At 55.5% G+C, this 17,533-nt stretch carries 18 protein-coding genes and 1 riboswitch; of the genes, 5 read left to right on the forward strand and 13 right to left on the reverse strand.

Annotation, left to right across the window (positions count from 1 at the left end; genetic code table 11):
- Positions 1-114: 114 nt before the first annotated feature.
- Both EXZ61_RS18315 and EXZ61_RS18320 read left to right on the forward strand, forming a co-directional pair.
- Positions 115-603 (forward strand): GlcG/HbpS family heme-binding protein, encoded by a 489-nt coding sequence (locus EXZ61_RS18315; protein ID WP_178084867.1) that lies wholly within the window; start codon positions 115-117, stop codon positions 601-603.
- Between the two features lie 71 nt (positions 604-674).
- Positions 675-1,379, forward strand: a complete 705-nt coding sequence (locus EXZ61_RS18320; protein WP_142813144.1) for an ankyrin repeat domain-containing protein — start codon at positions 675-677, stop codon at positions 1,377-1,379.
- 8 nt (positions 1,380-1,387) lie between these two features.
- Here the strand turns inward: EXZ61_RS18320 and tyrS are convergent, their stop codons facing one another.
- Positions 1,388-2,632, reverse strand: coding sequence for a tyrosine--tRNA ligase (tyrS, locus tag EXZ61_RS18325; protein ID WP_142813146.1), 1,245 nt, complete (start codon positions 2,630-2,632; stop codon positions 1,388-1,390).
- A 156-nt stretch (positions 2,633-2,788) separates the two neighbouring features.
- On the opposite strand from tyrS, the gene EXZ61_RS18330 reads away from it, so the two are divergent.
- Together EXZ61_RS18330 and EXZ61_RS18335 are read left to right on the forward strand one after the other, a co-directional pair.
- Positions 2,789-4,183, forward strand: coding sequence for a M23 family metallopeptidase (locus EXZ61_RS18330; RefSeq protein WP_425353589.1), 1,395 nt, complete (start codon positions 2,789-2,791; stop codon positions 4,181-4,183).
- A gap of 56 nt (positions 4,184-4,239) precedes the next feature.
- Positions 4,240-5,334 (forward strand): anhydro-N-acetylmuramic acid kinase, encoded by a 1,095-nt coding sequence (locus EXZ61_RS18335; protein WP_237219001.1) that lies wholly within the window; start codon positions 4,240-4,242, stop codon positions 5,332-5,334.
- A gap of 39 nt (positions 5,335-5,373) precedes the next feature.
- Here EXZ61_RS18335 and erpA read toward each other — a convergent pair whose 3' ends face one another.
- The 5 genes from erpA to rplM form a co-directional block, all read right to left on the reverse strand.
- Positions 5,374-5,739, reverse strand: a complete 366-nt coding sequence (erpA, locus tag EXZ61_RS18340) for an iron-sulfur cluster insertion protein ErpA (protein WP_142813152.1) — start codon at positions 5,737-5,739, stop codon at positions 5,374-5,376.
- 62 nt (positions 5,740-5,801) lie between these two features.
- The gene (locus EXZ61_RS18345) at positions 5,802-6,197 is read right to left on the reverse strand and encodes a bactofilin family protein (RefSeq protein WP_142813154.1); all 396 of its coding nucleotides are present in this window, start codon (positions 6,195-6,197) and stop codon (positions 5,802-5,804) included.
- 21 nt (positions 6,198-6,218) lie between these two features.
- Positions 6,219-6,881 carry a DUF6776 family protein gene (locus EXZ61_RS18350; RefSeq protein WP_342590558.1) on the reverse strand — a complete coding sequence of 221 codons (663 nt, stop codon included), beginning with the start codon at positions 6,879-6,881 and terminating at the stop codon, positions 6,219-6,221.
- A gap of 135 nt (positions 6,882-7,016) precedes the next feature.
- On the reverse strand, positions 7,017-7,409 hold the full coding sequence (gene rpsI, locus EXZ61_RS18355; RefSeq protein ID WP_142813158.1) for a 30S ribosomal protein S9: 393 nt from the start codon (positions 7,407-7,409) through the stop codon (positions 7,017-7,019).
- Positions 7,406-7,876, reverse strand: a complete 471-nt coding sequence (gene rplM, locus EXZ61_RS18360; RefSeq protein WP_142813160.1) for a 50S ribosomal protein L13 — start codon at positions 7,874-7,876, stop codon at positions 7,406-7,408. The genes rpsI and rplM overlap by 4 nt, the downstream gene beginning before the upstream one ends.
- A gap of 262 nt (positions 7,877-8,138) precedes the next feature.
- Here rplM and EXZ61_RS18365 point away from each other — a divergent pair, with 262 nt between their 5' ends.
- A complete protein-coding gene (locus EXZ61_RS18365) occupies positions 8,139-9,029 on the forward strand; it encodes a 23S rRNA (adenine(2030)-N(6))-methyltransferase RlmJ (RefSeq protein ID WP_142813162.1) in 891 nt (296 codons plus the stop codon).
- Positions 9,030-9,111: 82 nt separating this feature from the next.
- On the opposite strand, the gene metF is transcribed toward EXZ61_RS18365, so the two are convergent.
- The 7 genes from metF to EXZ61_RS18400 all read right to left on the reverse strand — a co-directional run bounded on the left by metF (position 9,112) and on the right by EXZ61_RS18400 (position 17,532).
- Entirely contained in the window at positions 9,112-9,963 is an 852-nt protein-coding gene (gene metF, locus EXZ61_RS18370) for a methylenetetrahydrofolate reductase [NAD(P)H] (RefSeq protein WP_142813165.1), read from the reverse strand.
- A gap of 14 nt (positions 9,964-9,977) precedes the next feature.
- Positions 9,978-10,877, reverse strand: a complete 900-nt coding sequence (locus EXZ61_RS18375) for a TlyA family RNA methyltransferase (protein ID WP_142813167.1) — start codon at positions 10,875-10,877, stop codon at positions 9,978-9,980.
- On the reverse strand, positions 10,877-12,304 hold the full coding sequence (gene ahcY / locus EXZ61_RS18380) for an adenosylhomocysteinase (RefSeq protein WP_142813169.1): 1,428 nt from the start codon (positions 12,302-12,304) through the stop codon (positions 10,877-10,879). The genes EXZ61_RS18375 and ahcY overlap by 1 nt, the downstream gene beginning before the upstream one ends.
- Positions 12,305-12,366: 62 nt before the next feature.
- Positions 12,367-12,486, reverse strand: a riboswitch (S-adenosyl-L-homocysteine riboswitch).
- A 90-nt stretch (positions 12,487-12,576) separates the two neighbouring features.
- Entirely contained in the window at positions 12,577-13,593 is a 1,017-nt protein-coding gene (locus tag EXZ61_RS18385; RefSeq protein WP_142813171.1) for a LacI family DNA-binding transcriptional regulator, read from the reverse strand.
- Between the two features lie 86 nt (positions 13,594-13,679).
- The gene (locus EXZ61_RS18390) at positions 13,680-15,329 is read right to left on the reverse strand and encodes an alpha-glucosidase family protein (protein WP_142813173.1); all 1,650 of its coding nucleotides are present in this window, start codon (positions 15,327-15,329) and stop codon (positions 13,680-13,682) included.
- A gap of 23 nt (positions 15,330-15,352) precedes the next feature.
- Positions 15,353-16,531 (reverse strand): carbohydrate ABC transporter permease, encoded by a 1,179-nt coding sequence (locus EXZ61_RS18395; protein ID WP_142813176.1) that lies wholly within the window; start codon positions 16,529-16,531, stop codon positions 15,353-15,355.
- Complete coding sequence (locus EXZ61_RS18400; RefSeq protein WP_142813179.1) at positions 16,528-17,532, reverse strand: carbohydrate ABC transporter permease; 1,005 nt, start codon at positions 17,530-17,532, stop codon at positions 16,528-16,530. Before EXZ61_RS18400 ends, EXZ61_RS18395 begins: the two co-directional genes overlap by 4 nt.
- Position 17,533 lies beyond the last annotated feature (1 nt).

Raw genomic sequence — 17,533 nt, forward strand, 5'->3', positions numbered from 1 at the left:
TAGTTCTACGGAGGCACGGGAGTAGCGGTACGCATGGGCAAATCGGCCCCGGATTTTTACAGTAGCTGCACGGTTGATCGAACCGCTTGTACCCCTCAATTTCCGGAGCATTTCATGCGTACTTCCCACCTCCTCGCTTTGATTCTTTCCACCGTTGCCACCGCAGCCAGCGCTCAAGCCGTGCGCACCGAGCGCAATATGTCGCTGGAACTGGCCAACCAGATCGCTACTGCTACCGTGGCCGCCTGCTCCGCCAACGGCTATGCCGTGACCGCGACCGTGGTGGACCGCGCCGGCAGCGTGCGCGCTGTACAACGTGCTGACAATGCCGGCCCGCACACCCTGGCCGCCAGCCAGGAAAAAGCCTTTACCTCGGCGTCCGCCAAAAACACCACCCTGGCCATGATGGAAGGCGCCCAAAAGAACCCGGCTGCGGCTAATTTGGTCTACATCCCCGGTTTCTTGCTGGTGGGTGGCGGTGTGCCGGTGAAGGTGGGTAACGAAGTCATCGGTGCAGTAGGCGTAGGCGGCGCACCCGGCGGCCACTTGGACGAGCAGTGCGCCATGGTCGCGCTGGACAAAGTCAAAGATTCTTTGAAGTAAATTGGCCTCTACCGCCCGTGGATATTGCGCTAGAAGCTCCTGTTTTTGCAGCATTTGGAAGGTAAAGCACCATGTCAACCCCCGGTAGCACCCGGCTTGCCCGGACCCTTCCATTCGCCCTGCTAGTGGCGGGTGTGACATGGCTGCCGCTGTCTCAGGCGCAGGTGGCGCCCACGGCCGCTGAGATTGCGGCTTACCGTGGCCTACACGCTGCGGCGGCGCGGGGCGATGTGGCGGCCCTTACGCAGCTGCTGAGCGCCAAAGCCGACATCAACCCGCGCGATGCCTATGGCCGCACGCCCCTGCATGTGGCCACCTTTGCCAAACAGCGCGCGGCGGTACGCACCTTGATACAAGCGGGCGCTGACACCGGTGCCTTGGAAAATGACCGGTATGACGCCGTCACCATCGCGGCGGTGGCCGATGACGAAGAAACCTTGCGCACCCTGCTGAGCCTGGGCGCAAGCGCCAAGTTGGTGACCAGCCGTTTTGAGGGCACAGCGCTGATTGCGGCCGCCCACTTGGGCCATGACGGTGTGGTGCGCCAGCTGATTGCAGCCGGCGCCCCGCTAGATCATGTGAACAACCTGCACTGGACTGCGACCATTGAATCCATCGTGCTGGGCAACGGCGGCGCCCGTCACCAAGCCACCTTGAGGGCTCTGGTGGAAGCAGGCGCTAACTTGCAGCTCACCGACCGCCACGGCAAAACGCCGCTGGACCTGGCGCGCAGCTATGGCTACCCAGAGATGGTGCGCTTGCTGGAGAAGCGCTAAATCCGGCTTCAGGCCAGGGTCACGCGGGCAAATTTGCGCTTGCCCACTTGCAGCACGTAGGTGCCAGCGCCCAGCTTTAAGCCCTTGTCGCTCACCACATTGCTGTCCACCCGCACGCCGCCACCGTCAATCAGTCGGTTGCCTTCACCGCTGGAGGCGGCCAGGTTCGCAGACTTCAGCAGCGCGGCAATACCCACCGCTGCACCACCTTCGCCCAAGGGCAAGGTGATTTCGTCGATCTGGTCCGGGATGCCACCTTTGCTGCGGTTGATGAAGTCCTGCTCTGCCGCATCGGCCGCAGCAGCGCTGTGGAAGCGCGCGGTGATTTCCTTGGCGAGTGCCACCTTGGCGTCTTTGGGGTTGCGCCCACCTTCAACTTCGGCCTTGAGCGCGGCGATGTCTGCCTCGCTCTTGAAGCTGAGCAAGGTGTACCACTTCCACATCAGCACATCGGAGATAGACAGCACCTTGGCGAACATGGTGTTGGGCTCTTCCGAGATGCCGATGTAGTTGTTCTTGCTCTTGGACATCTTCTCGACGCCGTCCAGCCCTTCGAGCAGCGGCATGGTCAAGATGCACTGGGGCTCCTGGCCGTATTCGGCCTGCAGGGTGCGGCCCATGAGCAGGTTGAACTTCTGGTCGGTACCGCCCAGCTCCAGGTCGCTTTCCAGCGCCACGGAGTCATAGCCTTGCATCAGCGGGTAGAGGAATTCGTGCACCGCAATCGGGGTGCCTGCGTGGAAGCGGTCGTGGAAGTCGTTGCGCTCCATCATGCGAGCCACGGTGTAGCGGCTGGCCAGCTGGATCATGCCGCGCGCGCCCAGCGGGTCGCTCCACTCGCTGTTGTAGCGGATCTCGGTTTTGGCGGGGTCCAGCACCAGGCTGGCCTGGCGGTAGTAGGTCTCGGCGTTCACCTTGATCTGCTCAGCCGTAAGGGGCGGGCGGGTGCTGTTGCGGCCGGAGGGGTCACCGATCATGCTGGTGAAGTCGCCGATCAAAAAGATGACGGTGTGCCCCAAGTCCTGCAACTGACGCATCTTGTTCAGCACCACGGTGTGACCGATATGAATATCAGGCGCGGTCGGATCCAGTCCCAGCTTGATGCGCAGCGGCTTGCCTGTGGCCTCGGACTTGGCGAGCTTTTTCACCCATTCGTCTTGCGGGAGCAGTTCTTCAACGCCACGCAGGGTGACCGCAAGGGCCTCGCGCACACGATCACTTACAACTAACTGGGGGCTTGAGGCTTGATTCATAAGGGTTTTTCTTGATGCCTGGGGGTACTTGGCATATATACTGCGAGATCTCTCCTGCGGTCTTCTATATGCCTTAACTGAATTTTAGTCGGGCATTGAGCGCAGTTTGGGGCGATGCATGTTGGATGCCGCTCTCAACCCAACGGAGCTCCTATTTTGATTGACGGATTTACCCAAGCAGCCGCACAGCTGTGGGCGTATTCGGCGTATCTTGCCAAGCGCTATCCCAAGCGTATTGTTTCAGCCATCGGTGTCAGCCTTTTGGTGGGTGCTGGCGGAAGCTACGCTGTGTCGCAACTGGTGCCAGACCCCGCTGATATGCCCGTCCGCACGGTGGTCGAGAACCTTACGTTGCCGCCTGTGAGTGCGGCCACCGAGGATGTCACGAATTTGGCCATGCGGCTCTACCGCTCAGACCTCACGCGCTCAACCGATACGGCGGACGTTTTACTTAAGCGCCTAGGGGTGTTTGACACCAAAGCCGCGGAGTTTTTACGCAACGACAAATTGATGCAGCAATTGGTGCTGGGTCGCGCGGGCCGCAACATTACCGCTGAAACAACGGATGCCAATGGACTGCTGCGCCTGACCGCTCGCTGGAGTCCTGAAGACGACGGCATGTTCAAACGCCTTTCCATAGAAAAACTGCCTGAAGGTTTTGTTTCTCGCTTGGAAACCTTGCCCATGGCGGCTTCTTCCCGCCTAGCGAGTGGAACGATTGCAAGCTCTTTGTTTGCAGCTACCGACGACGCCAGCATTCCCGATGCAGTGGCTATTCAGCTGGCAGAGATTTTTTCCGGGGACATCGACTTTCACCGCGCCTTGCGCAAGGGTGATCGCTTTTCCGTGGTGTACGAGTCGCTGGAAGGGGATGGTGAGCCTTTGCGTGCCGGTCGCGTACTCAGTGCTGAGTTCGTCAACAACGGTAAAACCCACCAAGCCATGTGGTTCCAAGAGCCCGCTGCGGTCGGTACCGTTACGGATAGCGCCGCCACCCACAACTTGACCAAAGGCGGCTACTTTACCTTGGCGGGTGACAGCCTGCGCAAAACATTCTTGGCGTCGCCCATGGAGTTTTCGCGTGTGTCAAGTGGTTTCAAAATGCGGTTTCACCCGATTCTGCAAACTTGGCGAGCCCATTTGGGCGTGGACTACGCGGCAGCAACGGGTACCCCAGTGCGCACGGTGGCGGACGGTATCGTTGAATTTGCAGGTGTGCAAAACGGCTTTGGCAACGTAGTGTTCGTCAAGCACGCCAACAACACTACGACCGTGTACGCGCATTTAAGTAGGATTGATGTGCAACGCGGCCAAAGCGTATCGCAAGCCCAGCACATCGGCGCAGTCGGTGCCACCGGTTGGGCTACGGGGCCCCATTTGCATTTTGAATTTCGGGTCAATGGTGTCCACCAAGATCCTTTACTGGCCGTTGGCAATAACGTGGCTGTACCGATCAGCGCATCCGTGAGACCTCTTTTTGATAAAGCTGCGGCGTCTGTGCGCCACCAGTTGGAGGCCGCGCTCTATATGCAAACAGCCAGTGCTGAATAGCGCAGGGCTGAATCAGGTATAGGACGTACCGCTTGTCCGATCTATACGTAGGACTAATGTCAGGCACCTCCTTAGACGGGGTGGATGGTGTTTTGGTTGATTTCTCAGGTATGCAGCCTTCGGCAGTCACCCACGCGAGCTTGCCGTTTCCTGTGGATCTGAAGGCTGAGTTCTTGGCGCTCAACACCGCAGGGAACAACGAGCTCCATCGCGCAGCTTTGGCTGGGAACGCGCTGGTTCGTTTGTACGCTCGAGTCGTCAACGATTTGCTTTTGCAAAGTGGCCGTACATCAGATCAAGTAGCCGCCATCGGTGCGCATGGGCAAACAGTACGCCATAGGCCGACTGAGTTTGACGGCACGGGTTATACGCTCCAAGTCAACAACCCGTCACTTTTGGCCGAGTTATGTGGCATTGATGTGGTCGCTGACTTTCGCAGCCGCGATGTGGCTGCTGGCGGACAGGGTGCCCCCTTGGTGCCCCCCTTTCACCAGTCTTTCTTTGGCGGTTCTGGCCAGGTTGCTGCGGTGCTCAACATTGGGGGAATCGCTAACATCACGCACATTCAACGCCCCTTCGCTGCTGACGGTTTGCGTGGATACGATTGTGGTCCAGGTAATGCGCTGATGGATGCGTGGTGTACGCAGCACACTGGTGCGGCTTTTGACGACAACGGCGCGTGGGCAGCATTTGGAAGCATTAATGATGCGCTCCTCGCATCCATGCTGACAGAACCTTTTTTTGCCCTGCGCCCACCCAAGAGCACGGGGAGAGATCTGTTCAATTGGTCATGGCTTCAACACAAATTGGCGGAGTGTGGGCCATGTTTGCCCGTCGATGTACAAGCGACATTGACCGAACTGACAGCGCTTGGATGCGCCCGATGTCTGGATGCATGTCCCGAGCAGCCCTCGCAAGTCTTGGTGTGCGGCGGTGGTGCACTCAATGGCTATTTGATGCAGCGACTCCAAGTGGCACTGCCCAATTACACGGTTAACTCGACTGCCCTGCATGGCTTACCTCCGTTGCAAGTGGAGGCTACAGCGTTCGCTTGGCTGGCTCGGCAAGCCATGGTACGAAAAACTGCTAGTTTAGAAAGCGTTACGGGCGCCAGAGGCGCCCGTATTCTTGGTGCGATTTACCCCGCCTAAAACGCCCTAAAGACGCTGACAGGGGGCTGCAAGCCTGACTTAAGCAGAAAAAGAAGAACCGCAGCCACACGTCGTGGTTGCATTGGGGTTCTTAATCACGAACTGCGCGCCTTGCAAGTCTTCCTTGTAGTCAATTTCAGCTCCAGTCAGGTATTGGTAGCTCATCGCGTCGATCAAGAGCGAAACCCCATTCTTGGTCATCGTGGTGTCGTCTTCGTTGGTGATTTCGTCGAAGGTAAAGCCGTACTGAAAGCCAGAGCAACCGCCACCTTGCACAAACACACGCAATTTCAGATCAGGGTTGCCTTCTTCTGCAATCAGGTCTGCCACTTTAGCCGCAGCACTGTCAGTGAACAAAATAGGCGAAGGCATTTCAACAACGGGGGATTCAGCAACGGCACTCATCGGTGGCTCCAGTCAATTTAGGGAATTGGGGGAATAGTACAGCAAATCCCTCAGGTATACATTTACTGGTTATTTGCCGCCAACTTGAGTGTGGGCTTTTCTTCGCCTTCCAAGATAGGACGCAGTTGACCCGTAATCAAGGCGCCTGGATGCATTTCAAGTGCCGAATAGTCAACGTCACCTTCGATCCGCGCCTTAGGTTGCAGCTCAAGCAGCATGCGGGCAGTGACTGGTCCTTTGACGGAGCCGTTGATGATAATGTGGTCCGCAATGATCTCACCTTGCACACTGGCTGTTTCAGAGATGACCAAGATGCTGGCCACATCATCTTTGGCACGTACATTGCCCACGACTTGGCCATCAATACGCAATCCATCCGAAAACGATACATTGCCCTGGATCAGGCTTCCATCCGCTATCAAGCTTTTGATAGGGGGTTGCTTCTTCATGTTAAACATCACGTACCTCAGTCTAGATAGTTACAATTTGATGGATTGGGTGGCACGCACAGTGGCACCATCCATCAACTTCGCGGTGACCCCCTTTAAGATGACCTGGGGTGGCAATTCGAATTGCCCTTCTGCACGGCCATACTGCCTAATTTTTATGGCTTGAGGCCCATCTACCAACGAAGCGCTCCAAGGCTTTCCGTTCAAAAGTCCGGAAAATGATACATCCATTCGGCCGCCGAATTCTGGTGCGTTTTTATTGGCTTGAATCACAAGCACCTGCCATTTTACCGTGCTACCGCCAATCAATTCCGCCTGCAACCCCCGTATTGACACCCCATCAACACCAGTTACAGGAATTAACTTTTCAAAGAAACCGAGGTCTCCACGTAGCGCCCGATTGTCGGCTTCAAGCTGCTTGACTTGCGCCACAAGCCGCTCTTGGGAAGACTTTTCTGCTGTTACCAAAGTGCCCGCCGTATTGGCGATGGACTGCGCTTGGTCACGCGCTTTTTCAGCAACGCTCAATGCAGCTTGTAGATCCAGCACTTGTTCCCTCAAGGCTAAGAGTTCCGCGCGGGAACCTTTTTCAAGCCCGGCGATGTTTTTCCCGAACTCAAAGGCCCACAGCCCAATGGCTGCACAGAAACCCATCACGATAGCCCAAACCGCCCAGCGAAACGGCCATGGCATAGCGCTGCGCACAGACATTCTCGGCGCACTAATCGTTAATCTGCGCCTCAATAGGCGAAAACGCATAGGTGTTTCTCCAAAAACAAAGCCGCCCCAAACAACGTCGGGGCGGCTTTGAATTGTTCCAAGCAGCGATTAACGCTTGCTGAACTGCTTACGACGACGCGCGCCGTGGAAGCCGACTTTCTTACGCTCCACTTCACGAGCATCACGGGTCACAAACCCTGCTTTGCTCAACTCAGATTTCAGAGTTGCATCGTAGTCGATCAAAGCACGGGTAATGCCGTGGCGCACTGCACCTGCTTGACCCGACTCACCACCGCCAGCCACGTTGACCATGATGTCAAACGTTTCAGCGTGGTTGGTCAACTGCAAAGGTTGCTTGCAGATCATGATCGAAGTGGCACGGCCAAAGAATTTTTCAATAGCTTTACCGTTAACGACGATTTGGCCGGAGCCCTTTTTCAGGAAAACGCGAGCGACGCTGGATTTGCGACGGCCGGTTCCATTGTTCCATTCACCGATCATTGGGCCGCCTCTCTTTTCACTGCGTTAGCAGAAATACCGGGGATATCCAAAACCTTAGGTTGTTGGGCTGCATGGGGATGCTCAGCACCACCGTACACCTTCAACTTCTTGATCATGGCATAACCCAAAGGACCCTTTGGCAACATGCCCTTGACGGCTTTTTCCAAAGCACGACCAGGATGCTTCGCTTGCATGTCGCGGAAACTTGTGGCTGTGATGCCACCGGGATAACCGGAATGGCGGTAGTAGACCTTATCCAGTGTTTTGGCACCGGTAACGCGCAGCTGAGCTGCGTTGATGATGACAATGAAGTCACCAGTATCTACGTGAGGCGTGTAAATGGCCTTGTGTTTGCCGCGCAAACGGAGAGCAACTTCGCTGGCTACTCGTCCGAGGACCTTATCGGTCGCGTCAATCACAAACCACTCGTGCACGACCTCAGCGGGTTTTGCGCTGAAAGTTGACATGAGTTTTCTCTTTAAAAAGAAGGTTTGCTGGGCTCTTTTCCACGGTCGGCGCTCCTCTATTGGGAATCTCTTAGGTGGGTTTCACGCCTTACATAGCCGAAACGATGCAAAGAATGTCTTCGCCGCGGAACCACTAAAGCGCTGCGAAGCCCACGATTATACAAACTAAGCTACGTTTTGACTAGGTTTTTTGGCGCGTGACGCGCTAGTAGATGCAAGCAGGCCACCCCAAATGAGCTCGCACGGGTTACCATCCACCTCTATGTTCAGTTACCGTCACGCCTTTCACGCCGGGAATCACGCCGACGTCCTCAAGCACACCGTGCTACTTGCTGTGTTGCGACATTTAACGCAAAAAGACACGCCCCTCACCGTTTTTGACACACACGCTGGCGCTGGACTCTATCGCCTTGACGGCGACTATGCACAAACCAGCGCAGAGGCTGCAGACGGCTTTGTGAAGTTGGTGCATGCCAAACTATCAGAACCGCTTGCTCCGCTTCTCCAAGACTACGTCGACATGGTGGCCTCGTTCAATGGCAAGGACCAAGTGAAGATTTATCCTGGTTCGCCATTCATCATCCAGCAAGAGTTGCGAGACCGCGACAAGCTCAAGCTTTTTGAACTGCACCCAACAGACTCCAAGACCCTTAGCGCAAACATTGCGCAATTGGAAGTGGGGCGCCAAGTTGCGGTGTTGCGCGAAGATGGTTTTGAAGCGGTCAAGAAGTTCCTTCCGCCGCCGTCGCGCCGAGCGTTACTTTTGTGCGATCCTAGCTACGAGGTCAAGAATGACTATGGGCGTGTCGCCGTCATGGTGGCCGATTCTATGCAAAGGTTTGCAACGGGAACCTATGCAGTCTGGTATCCCATCATCCCTCGTCCCGAAGCGCATGATTTGCCTCGTAAATTGAAGACCTTGGCAACTAAATCAGGCAAGCCATGGCTGCACGCGACCCTGACTGTGAAGTCGAGCAAGCTACTGCAAGATGCTGAAGGTGAGGTAGTACGCCCGGGACTTCCTGCAAGTGGCATGTTTATCATCAACCCACCACACACGCTCAAAGCAGGATTGAAGGCGGCGCTCCCCCAAATGGTGAGCATTCTGAAGCAAGACCAGCACGCCACCTTTACCTTGGATTCAGCAGGATAACAGGCTGCACTGCCGTAAGGTCCGTAAATGGACCCGCTGTGTTCTCGCAAAAGCGACAACACAGCGTCTGGCGAAGAACGAGCTAGGCCTTGCTGTGCAAACCCAGTCGTTGGCACAAAGCCAAGACCGAGGCACTCTGGTTCATGGTGTAAAAATGCAGTGATGGCGCGCCACCTGCGCGGAGTTGTTCACACAAGTCTGTGACTACGTCCAAGCCAAAGGCCTTGATGGACACCACATCATCACCAAAACTCTGAAGTCGCAACCGAATCCATCGCGGAATCTCCGCGCCGCATGCGTCGCTAAATCGCATCAATTGCGTAGAACTGGTGATGGGCATGATGCCTGGAACCACTGGAACATTCAGTCCCAAGGCATCGACCTCTTCTACAAATCGAAAGTAAGCATCCGCGTTGTAAAAGTACTGGGTGATTGCAGAGTTCGCTCCGGCGTTGACCTTGTTTGCAAAGGCCTGTAAATCACTTGCTGGCGATTTGGCTTGGGGATGTACCTCTGGGTAGGCTGCCACTTCAATGTGGAAGTCATCCCCCGTTTCGGTCCGAATAAAGGCGACCAAGTCACTGGCGTAGTGAAACTCGCCGCCTGCACCGTAGCCACTGGGTAAATCGCCTCGCAATGCGACAAGGCGTTTGACCCCCATTGCCTTGAGTATGGTCAACTGCGCACGGACCGTTTCACGGGTGGCACCAATGCACGAAAAATGCGAAGCCGCACTGACCCCCTCGGCCAATATATCCCGAACGGCAGCGAATGTGCCCTCTTGAGTCGATCCTCCGGCACCAAAGGTAACCGAGCAAAACTCTGGCGCTAGGACATAGAGCTGTTGTCGCACTTGCTTGAGTTTCTCGGCCCCTTCGGGCGTTTTCGGAGGAAAAAACTCCAGGCTCAAAGGTAATTGAGACGTTGCAGACATAAACACCTTAGGAATCAAACACCCATCAATTCAGGTTTGCGGGCGTATATAAAAAACTCCCGGTTGCCATCGCCTCCCTCAATCGCGGAATCAAACCAGTCAGACACCAACAGGCCTTCTGCCGCACATGCGTCTCGCAAGCGCTGCTCCACCAGAGGGTACATCGCTGCGTCTTTGACAATGCCGCCCTTGCCTACTTGGCCAGGCTGCAGTTCAAACTGAGGTTTCACTAAAGTGAGGAGATAGCCACCAGGCTTCAAAAAAGGAACCGCTGCGGGCAAGACCAAGGTCTGAGAGATAAACGACAAATCAGCAACAAGCAAGTCAAAGGCCGGCGCAAACTCAGATTCAGCAAGTGAAGTAGCCGCTGCATCTGGGGACAAAGCCTCAGTCGATTCATCAAACTCCGAATCTTCGAAGTCATCTTCCTCAAACTGACCATCAGCGCCCGTACTGTCAGCGTAAGCAGCTATCAAATCAGTAGCATTTAATGAACGCGCATTTACACCCTCTACGCACAAGACCCGAGGATCTTCGCGTAGTTGAGGGTGCAGTTGCGCACTACCTACATCGACGCCCACGACGCTGGCTGCGCCGTGCTGCAGCAGGCAGTCGGTAAAACCTCCGGTAGATTGCCCCACGTCCAAGCAGGCCATTCCTGTGACAGACAGTCCCACATGCTTGAGCGCGGCCTCCAACTTTAGGCCGCCGCGGGACACATAACGTGCTTCGGAGTCGTCCAAAAGTTGGATAGGGGCATCATTTGGAATCTCATCACCGTTTTTGACAACGGTCTTCCATTCCTCCCCAGTGATCGTAGTTCTACGCCACTGCACGCCATCGGCAATCAAACGCTGGGCTTGGGAGCGAGTGCTCGCCAAGCCGCGTACTACCAGAAGTTGATCAGCGCGCATTAGTAACGGTAGGTGTCAGGCTTGTAAGGGCCTTGCTTAGGCACGCCGATGTAGCTAGCTTGCTCGTCAGTCAACTCCGTCAACATCGCGCCAACCTTCTTCAAATGCAAGCGCGCCACTTTTTCATCCAAGTGCTTAGGCAAGACGTAGACCTTACCTTGCTCATAGAAATCGCTGTGTGTGAACAACTCGATTTGGGCAATGGTTTGGTTGCAAAAGCTGTTGCTCATCACAAAGCTGGGGTGACCGGTTCCGCAACCCAGATTCACCAAACGGCCTTTTGCCAACAGGATGATGCGTTTGCCGTCCGGGAAAATGACATGGTCCACCTGGGGTTTGATCTCTTCCCACTCGTATTTTTCGATGGACGCGATGTCAATCTCGTTGTCAAAGTGGCCAATGTTGCACACGATGGCTTGGTCTTTCATGGCCTTCATGTGGTCATGGGTGATCACGCGCTTGTTGCCAGTGGTGGTCACGAAAATGTCGGCTTTGTCAGCCGCGTATTCCATGGTCACGACCTTGTAGCCTTCCATGGCGGCTTGCAGCGCGTTGATAGGGTCGATTTCGGTGACCCACACTTGCGCGCTCAGAGCACGCAAAGCTTGTGCCGAGCCCTTGCCGACGTCACCGTAACCGGCCACGCACGCTACCTTGCCTGCAATCATCACGTCTGTGGCACGCTTGATACCGTCCACCAAAGACTCACGGCAACCGTACAAGTTGTCGAACTTGCTCTTGGTCACAGAGTCGTTCACGTTGATAGCACGGAACATCAGACTGCCGGCAGCAGACATTTCCTTCAAACGGTGCACGCCCGTAGTGGTTTCTTCGGTCACACCGATGATGTGCGCGCTCTTGCGGCTGTACCAGGTGGGGTCTACCGCGAGCTTGGCCTTGATGGCAGCAAACAAGCAGGTCTCTTCTTCGCTGCCAGGGTTGTTCAACACGGACTGGTCTTTCTCAGCGCGTTTGCCCAAGTGCATGAGCAAGGTTGCGTCACCACCGTCATCCAAGATCATGTTGGGACCTTCGCCTTCGGAGCCAGCGGGTCCAAAGTCGAAAATGCGGTGGGTGTAATCCCAGTAGTCCGTCAGGTTTTCACCTTTGTAGGCAAACACGGGAGTGCCGGCTTCCACCAGCGCTGCCGCTGCGTGGTCTTGGGTGGAGAAAATATTGCACGATGCCCAACGGATTTGGGCACCCAAGGCTTGCAGTGTTTCCATCAACACGCCCGTTTGGATGGTCATGTGCAAGGAGCCGGTAATGCGAGCGCCTTTAAGTGGCTGGGCCTTGGCGAACTCTTCGCGAATGGCCATCAGGCCGGGCATTTCAGTTTCAGCGATACGCAACTCTTTGCGGCCCCAGGCGGCAAGAGAAAGGTCAGCAATGACGTAATCGACGTTAGGTGTAAGAACAGCACTCATGTTGGCTCCATGCATAAGTTAAGTGCCACGGATAGGGGTGCAAAGACTCACACCACAAAGACCGTGGGTGAGCGCCGTTGGGGAAGCGCCAAGCAATGGCTGCTTAGCGATTTCCGAGCCTCACCAGCTGTGTTTTTCAGTGCCTAGAAAAACCAATGCGGGCTGCAACGCTCCTCGGAAAGTCGCAATTCTATCTGCATCTGAATTTCTGCACCAGCCCGCTTGCCGATCTAAGCAAAATAGAAGTGGGGCTTTCCCGTACGTTCTAGCACCTAATTACGACAAAGAGAGGAACTTGTTCCGATGATGAGGGCGGGCTGGCGCAAGACTTGGTAGGGTCCAGCTTCCGGGTGCTTGAGAACCCTCACCAGCATATCCCCCATCGTTTGCCCAGACTGGTAGGGCGTGGCTTGGGATACCGTGGTGACGTGCATACCTGGGAGCAGGGTGTCGCTTGGAATGTCACCGTGCACCACCACTGACACATCTGCCCCCACGCGGATGCCAGCATCCATCAAACCGCGTATCACGCCTACGCCACCCAAGTTGTTATCCACAACGATAGCGGTGGGGGGCGCCTCTAAGGCCAATAGCCGTGCGACAGCGCCCAGGCCGCCTCGGCGATCGTTAACACCTGACACTTGATATGACAAGGGGCAATCCAAGCCAGCCGCACGTAAGGCCGCCAGAAAACCCACATGCCGCTGGCTAGCAAAATTCAGCTCCAAAGGGGCGTGTACATATGCAAAGCGTCGATGTCCCAAGCCCAACAGATGGTTGACTGCGAGGTGACTGCCGCGCTCGTTATCAAAGTCAAACCATGAATAATCCGCATGTGTAGACGTTCGGCCATAGGCGACAAAAGGGTAGCCCTTTTCTAGCAGTTGCTCGACGCGCTCATCTTGTACAAACGTGTTGGGGACAATCACGGCGTCTACTCGTCCGCCTCTAAACAAACGCTCGACCATGCTCCACTCGCCTTCATGCTGAGCGACGGCCAGCAATAGATCCAAATGGTCTTGCTCCAAGCGGTCAGACAAGCCACTGGCCATTTCCAAGAACTGGGGATTGCCAAGGTTGTCTACCGCTGCGGAATAGACGATACCAATGGCATCCGCCCGCCCTCGCACCAAACGCCGGGCTCCGGCATCAGGACGGTACCCAAGCGCATTGGCCATGTCTTGCACACGCTGGCGGGTTTGGGCGTTGACGTCTTGGTAGCCGTTCAAGGCACGACTGACCGTAGAGGTCGATAAACCAAGCGCTTTGGCCAACTCTCGAATATTCACACACGGGTCCTCTCATTCGTAGGCAAGTGTAGTAGGACCATCGACTAGCCTAAGCGCTGGCGTTTTGCAAAACCAGAGTGGCCCAATTAAACCGCTGCGACAAAGGCACCACCCCATGGCTTGCAAACCAAAGTGCGCCCTTGCAATCCCGCACCATCCAAGCCACTGCTGGGTAGAAGTGCGGCTTCACCCCATGCTGCGGGCAAGGCAAACGTAGCTTCCGCATCGCTAAAGTTGAACACGCACAGGATCTGCTGCGCACCCTCGCTGCGAACAAATGCCAGCACCTGCGGGTGTGAGGGCAAGAGTTGGAGGCGGCCATTGATCAGCGGTGACTGTTGCTTGCGCCAAGCCAAGAGTTGCCGGTAGAAGTTCAACAAGGAGTCGGGTTGCTGCGCTTGCACGTCAGCGGCCAACGATTGATGCGCGTGGGCCACTGGTAACCAAGGCTTGCTGGTCACCACATCCACCGCAGAGAAACCAAGGTCATCGGCAGAAGCCTGCCATGGCATGGGCGTGCGGCATCCGTCACGACCTTTGAATTCGGGCCACATCGTGATGCCGTAGGGGTCTTGCAGATCTTCAAATGCGATCACAGCCTCGGGCAATCCCAGTTCGTCCCCTTGGTAGATGCAGGGCGAGCCACGCAGACTCATTTGCATCGCCGCAGCCAGTCGCAGCAGTTGAGGGTTGGGTGTGTCTCCGCCCCAGCGTGTTGCAAATCGGGTGACATCGTGGTTAGACAATGCCCAGCATGGCCATCCTCCGCCGGCCAGTTGCTCAAACCGTTCTAACACTGAATGGATGTACGGCGCGCTGTGGGCAGAGCCCAACAAGTCGAAACAATACGCCATGTGCAGCTTGTCACCCCCTTGGGTGTATTCCGCGACGCGTGCCAAGCCGTCGTCATCCCCAATCTCACCGACCATCGTGGTGTTCGGGTATTCGTCCAAAAGCGTGCGCAGGCGCTGCAGAAAAACCAAGTTTTCGGGCTGGCTTTTATCGTGCTTGTGCCATTGCCAACCGTAAGGATTGACGGCATTGACTGCGGGGTCTTCACCCGTAGGCCGGCCACGGGGGGGGTTATCGCGCAACTTCGCATCGTGGAAGTAGAAGTTGGCGGTGTCAAGGCGGTAGCCATCTACCCCTAAATCCAACCAAAACTTCACCGTCCCCAACAGTGCATCCTGAACCTCGGGGTTGTGGAAATTCAGATCAGGCTGGCTGGTCAAAAAGTTATGCATGTAGTACTGGCAGCGCCGTGTATCCCATTGCCATGCGCTGCCCCCGAATATGGACAGCCAGTTGTTAGGAGGGGTTCCATCGCTCTTCGCGTCCGCCCATACATACCAATCGGCCTTGGGGTTGTCTTTGCTGGACCGGCTTTCTACAAACCACGGGTGTTGGTCGGCGCTGTGCGAAAGCACCTGGTCAATCATGACTTTGAGCCCTAAGGCATGGGCGCGCTCAACCAAGGCCCGAAAGTCGGCCAAAGTCCCAAACATCGGGTCAACATCACAATAGTCGCTGACGTCATACCCAAAGTCCTTCATCGGGCTTTTGAAAAAGGGCGACAGCCAGATACCGTCAGCGCCCAGTTGGGCCACGTAATCTAAACGGGCCGTCACACCCGCCAAGTCACCAATGCCGTCGCCATTGCTGTCTGCAAAACTGCGTGGGTAGATTTGGTAAATCACCCCTCCGCGCCACCAATTATTGTTTGCTGCTTTTGTCATTCGATCTCACCCTATTGCAAAAATCATCCACCCTTGACCGAGCCGGAAAGCAGCCCACGAACAAAGAAACGCTGTAAAGAAAAGAACACCATCACCGGCACTGCGATCGACACGAACGCACTGGCCGTCAAGATTTCCCAACTCTCCCCCCTTGAGCCCAACAAGTCATTGAGCTTGATGGTGAGCACAATCTGGTCAGGGGCTTTGCCCAAGAAAACCAATGCGATCAAAAAGTCATTCCATACCCACAAGAATTGAAAGATGGCGAAGCTTGCCAAAGCCGGTATCGACAAGGGCAACACAATGCTGGTGAACACTTGGAAATGGGTGGCACCGTCCATGCGCGCACTTTCAATAATGTCGCGCGGGAGTGCGGCAATGTAGTTGCGCAGCAGATAGATCGCCAAAGGCAATCCAAACGCCGAGTGGGCCAACCATACCCCTAGGTAGGACTTGGACTCAATCCCGAAGCCCGCGCCTACTTGGTTGTACAAGCGCAGCAGGGGGATTAGTGACATCTGCAGCGGTACCACCAACAAGCCGACCACCACAATGAACAGCCACTTGCGGCCTGGAAACTCCATCCAGCTGAATGCATAGGCTGCAAACGCCGCAATCAAAATAGGAATAAACGTAGCCGGAATCGTGACCTTGAACGTGTTTAAAAACGCTTGCCCTACACCTTCAGAGGCAATTACTTTTTCATAGTTTTGCGTGATGAAAACCGGGGGTGACTCTGCAATGTAGAAGATGCGAATGCCCTTGTCTTTTTCATACGGGCCACTCAGCACCAATCGGTATTCGCCGTTGCTTGCCACTGTCAACACGCCGTCGGGCTTTCCATCTTCTTCGTCAAAAATCTGCCCATCTGCCACTTCTACAGCAGCCCCTGCGTCGAACTCGCTAGGCGTTGATGACTTCAAAGAAAACTTCTTGATTTGAATCTTGGCTTGCTCCCCAAACAAGCGGCCCTTCATCACATAGGCATCGCCTTCCTTGAACACGCTTTGTGCCCCACCGGTTCGACGCATGTCGGCACGGGTTTGGGTGGACAAGGCGGTCCACCAGCCACTGGACACCAGTTGCTCTTTGTCCCGAAAGCTAGACACGAGCAAACCAAACGTGGGCAATACCCACACCGCCACGATCACGAGCAGCAGCAGCTGCGCCAAGATAGACGGAAGAGAGAAATACTTTTTCATCGCTGAGCCTCTTCGGTGCGGAAGCGGCGAATATTGAACGCCATCACAGGAATCACGGCAAACATCAGAACCATGGCCAAGGTAGAACTGCGGCCATAGTCGCCACCACCTCTAAACATCCAGTCGTACATCAGGTTGGCCAGCACACTGGTGTCCCATTGCCCGCCAGTCATGGCCATGACAATGTCAAACACCTTGAGTACGGTAATGGTGATCGTGGTCCACACCACCAAGATAGTGGACATCACCTGGGGCACCATGATTTCAAAAAAGATCTGTAGCTCGCCCGCGCCATCAATGCGTGCGGCTTCAATGGTCTCGGTCGGTACGCCGCGCAGCGCTGCCGACAAAATCACCATCGCAAAGCCCGTTTGAATCCAAATCAAAATGGCCATCAAAAAGAAATTGTTCCAAAACGGCACCGTCACCCATGCTTGGGGCTCAAACCCCATGCCCACGGCAATGGCGTTCAAAATACCAATTTGCTCTGACCCCGCACCGCGGTAGTCATACACAAACTTCCAGATCACACTGGCACCTACAAAGCTAATGGCCATGGGCATGAACACCATGGACTTGGCAAAGTTGCCCCACCACACGCGGTCTGCAAGCACCGCCACGATCAATCCAAAAACGGTGGCGAGTGTGGGCACCACCACCAACCACATGAAGTTGTTGCGAATCGTGATCAAGAAACCTTGGTCTACAAATACCCACTTGTAATTGGACAGGCCCACAAACACTTCGCCAGTCGCGTCATACAGCGTCAGGCGAAAGGTCTCTACCAAGGGGTACAGCAGATACACGGTCAGCAGCAATAGCGCTGGAGCCAAAAACAGCCAGGGGCGTACGCTGGAGCGCACTTGCTCGCGACGTACTTTGGAGCCCAAGGGCAGGTGCACGAGTTTGTCGAGCACAAAATTGGAGCCTGCGAAATACAGCAGGCAAAACGCGATGCTGACCACCACGGCGGCAATCGTTTGGAAAATCGGGTTGGTCATG

This window comes from Rhodoferax aquaticus (genome assembly GCF_006974105.1).
Classification (GTDB): domain Bacteria; phylum Pseudomonadota; class Gammaproteobacteria; order Burkholderiales; family Burkholderiaceae_C; genus Allorhodoferax; species Allorhodoferax aquaticus_A.

Excerpts from the sequence above, each read along its gene's own strand:
- EXZ61_RS18315 (WP_178084867.1), top strand. The coding sequence starts at position 115 with ATGCGTACTTCCCACCTCCTCGCTTTGATTCTTTCCACCGTTGCCACC.
- EXZ61_RS18320 (WP_142813144.1), top strand. The coding sequence starts at position 675 with ATGTCAACCCCCGGTAGCACCCGGCTTGCCCGGACCCTTCCATTCGCC.
- tyrS (WP_142813146.1), bottom strand. The coding sequence starts at position 2,632 with ATGAATCAAGCCTCAAGCCCCCAGTTAGTTGTAAGTGATCGTGTGCGC.
- EXZ61_RS18335 (WP_237219001.1), top strand. The coding sequence starts at position 4,240 with ATGTCAGGCACCTCCTTAGACGGGGTGGATGGTGTTTTGGTTGATTTC.
- erpA (WP_142813152.1), bottom strand. The coding sequence starts at position 5,739 with ATGAGTGCCGTTGCTGAATCCCCCGTTGTTGAAATGCCTTCGCCTATT.
- EXZ61_RS18345 (WP_142813154.1), bottom strand. The coding sequence starts at position 6,197 with ATGTTTAACATGAAGAAGCAACCCCCTATCAAAAGCTTGATAGCGGAT.
- EXZ61_RS18350 (WP_342590558.1), bottom strand. The coding sequence starts at position 6,881 with ATGCCATGGCCGTTTCGCTGGGCGGTTTGGGCTATCGTGATGGGTTTC.
- rpsI (WP_142813158.1), bottom strand. The coding sequence starts at position 7,409 with ATGATCGGTGAATGGAACAATGGAACCGGCCGTCGCAAATCCAGCGTC.
- rplM (WP_142813160.1), bottom strand. The coding sequence starts at position 7,876 with ATGTCAACTTTCAGCGCAAAACCCGCTGAGGTCGTGCACGAGTGGTTT.
- EXZ61_RS18365 (WP_142813162.1), top strand. The coding sequence starts at position 8,139 with ATGTTCAGTTACCGTCACGCCTTTCACGCCGGGAATCACGCCGACGTC.
- metF (WP_142813165.1), bottom strand. The coding sequence starts at position 9,963 with ATGTCTGCAACGTCTCAATTACCTTTGAGCCTGGAGTTTTTTCCTCCG.
- EXZ61_RS18375 (WP_142813167.1), bottom strand. The coding sequence starts at position 10,877 with ATGCGCGCTGATCAACTTCTGGTAGTACGCGGCTTGGCGAGCACTCGC.
- ahcY (WP_142813169.1), bottom strand. The coding sequence starts at position 12,304 with ATGAGTGCTGTTCTTACACCTAACGTCGATTACGTCATTGCTGACCTT.
- EXZ61_RS18390 (WP_142813173.1), bottom strand. The coding sequence starts at position 15,329 with ATGACAAAAGCAGCAAACAATAATTGGTGGCGCGGAGGGGTGATTTAC.
- EXZ61_RS18395 (WP_142813176.1), bottom strand. The coding sequence starts at position 16,531 with ATGAAAAAGTATTTCTCTCTTCCGTCTATCTTGGCGCAGCTGCTGCTG.
- EXZ61_RS18400 (WP_142813179.1), bottom strand. The coding sequence starts at position 17,532 with ATGACCAACCCGATTTTCCAAACGATTGCCGCCGTGGTGGTCAGCATC.